Source organism: Paenibacillus sp. 01T422 (assembly GCF_056398785.1).
Genome location: NZ_JBFTQB010000833.1, coordinates 1 through 2,917, shown reverse-complemented (window position 1 = coordinate 2,917; position 2,917 = coordinate 1). Strand labels below are relative to the sequence as shown.

Genomic DNA, 2,917 nt, shown 5'->3' with positions numbered 1-2,917 from the left:
ACGTTACAATTCGCCTACTAGCTCGGATATTCCTCTTAAAAAAAATCATTAAAATTATGTATTTTTCGTCAACTTCCTTATACTTTCCTAAAATATTTTCGATATCATATACACAAACTGTATATTTCTAGGACTAAAAAGTAGTAAAATAGTCTCATACAATATATATGACATTTAAGTCTAAGGGAGGAGAGAGATGTATGTTTTCAGCCATACAAAAAAGGATCAGTATTTTACTGATCACATCCATGGCAATATCATGGTTCGGGTTCACAGATCTAACGAGCCAAACAGCTCTAGCGGCTGCCGGAGATACCGTAACCGTGGCACTGAAATCTGTAAATAACAACAAGTTCATTACGACAGATACGAGCAACAATGCTTCACTTTATGCCAATAAGACGAACCCTTGGGTATCCGATTTGTTTGATTTGGTTGATCAGGGGGATGGTAGCTATGTTTTGAAATCAAGAGCAAATTCTAAATACGTGACTGTTGGGTCTGATAAAGAAGATACCTTGGTAGCTTCATCCCAGACAATAGGTAGCAAGCAAAAGTTTAAAATGATCACTAATTCAGATTCAACTGTGTCTTTCCAACCAACGGGAAATCTCAAAAGTTACTACCTCAGTTTAGAGAATGATAGCAGCGGTGAGATAAATGTAGAACAAAGCAGTCCCACCTCTACGCTTACGAAGTTTCAAATTTCCTACTTTGATCTCACCAAACCGTTAAAAATTTTGGAAATCAAAGATCTGGACAAACCTTCCAGCGGAGATGCTAATGCTATAGTTTCGGATTTAGCTTCAAAATTAGGAACAAACTCCGGTTTCACAATAGAAACGATGAGTATCAAGAAATTTGTTGCACTCCGTGAAGAGCTGGATGGCAAGTATGATGCGATCTACTTTGGTAAAAGCTTATTTAATCCAACCTCAGAGACTGGGCAAAACCACAATACAAGATACCTTGAGAATGACATTACATCTCTTAAAGCAACTGAAATTACGGACAAATACATAAATAAAGGACTACCTGTAATTGTTTATAGCGATTCATCCACGAAACGAGGTGCGCTGTATCAAGAATACTTGAACAGCAATGGTACGAAATCTAACGGTAATTTATACAATTTGTTTAACCCCTACTCTACAACAACACCAAAGAGTAATGTGATTTTTGTAAATGAGACTGATATAAGCACTTCTTCAACATTTATCGCCAAAACCAACTTGCTTGCAAATGCCAATGTTCGACCTCAGCTCAATCTGACAAGCAAACCAACAGACTACACAGTAAGCACAAATCGTGACACCAAGTATAAAGCAGGCGATACTTTAACATATACATTTAATGTATCTAATGTTAGAAATATCGATCAACGTAATTTAGTAGCTAATTTGTACTTGGGTGTGGACAGTGTCTTAAAATTTGATGCATCCAACTTAGTTCAAACAATGCCGGTAACTTCACACACCAACAATACAATAAGCTTCACACTTCCAAAAGGTTACTCTGGACTTTACTACTGGCGTCTAGAGCTCGTTGATCAAACCAGTACTGGAAAACTGAAGGATTCCGCTGCAGGCGTTTTCCGTTATAAAGACCAATCGCCAACCATAAAGGTCCTGCAAGTTATTCCAAATTCGCAGTCGACTAGCAAGACTAGCAGCCTACTTTTAGAATCAAACTTGAAACAAAATTATTTACATTCGGACGACTATGATATCAACATCTCAGTTATCGATTTCAATACGTTTAACTCAACGGAATACAAAACTTTAAATAGCAAATACGATATGTTGATTTTCGGTTTTAACGATTCTTATAACGGGACTGCAGACATTTCTGCAACAGCAGCTTCTGCTGTTAAATCATTTATCGCTACAGGTCAAGGCGTTATGTTCACCCACGATACCGTTTATCAAGGGAATCAAACCTGGATCACTAACTTCCAAGCAGACACAGGTCAAATCGGTCCGATGACGAATATGGGACTTAATGCCCCGAACACATCAACGTCCACTGTAAAAATAAATGAAGGTTTACTAACCGAATTTCCTTTCTTTATAAGTGAAATGACACCATCTGTGGCAACGACACATGATCAGTATTTCAGGCTGGATCTGAACGATCCAAAGGTTATTCCATGGTATAACATCAATGGGAGTGTGCGTGACGTTGAAGATAGCTGGAATCACTATTACACCTACTCCAAAGGGAATGTAACTTATTCGGGGACAGGTCATAATTTCGTAAACACAAGTAAAAACAGTTCCTTCCCAGATTGGGAACAAAAACTGTTCGTAAACACCATGTACAGAGCCTTCATCGGTTCGAATCATAAGCCTACTTTGGATATCATATCTCCAGCAGCTTTCAATGAATCACTAAAGAATTACATTTCAGCGAATAGTTCAATTTCTGTCAGCTTCAAACCCGACGATTTGGATTTAAATGATAAAAAAGTTACCTCATCCATTACCTTTAATTACAAAGACAGTTCAGGCACTAATCAAGCTGTCAAAGTTTTAGCGGATAYGGAGACAAATAAGGGTGAGACAATCACCAAAACTTTCCCTAATCCTCTAGCCGCAAGCGGCGGAGATTTGACAATCTCAGTCTCAACGAAAGACGCCGCAGGTGCTCTAGAAACAAAAGAAGTTGCCGTCAAAGTCATTACCTCTACTGGTTTAACGCCAGATCGAACAGTGTCAGCTGAAAAAATTGAAGTTAATAGTCCTGTGACTGTAAACTACGCGATTAATCCAACTGCTACTTCTGTCGGACCTGTGATATTCAAGCCAGGTTGGATAACAGAAACGACGGAGGTCGCATTAAGTCCGCTTCCATCTTTCGCGACAGCCGAGATTTTTGCCGTACCAGCACTAACACCCCGAATTTCACCACTTGCATT

1 protein-coding gene is annotated in these 2,917 nt (G+C 38.9%); it reads left to right on the top strand.

The features are described 5' to 3' along the window. Positions 1-200: 200 nt before the first annotated feature. A partial coding sequence (locus AC1DUA_RS32065) for a DUF5057 domain-containing protein (RefSeq protein WP_477503588.1) occupies positions 201-2,917 on the top strand: 2,717 nt, incomplete at its 3' end.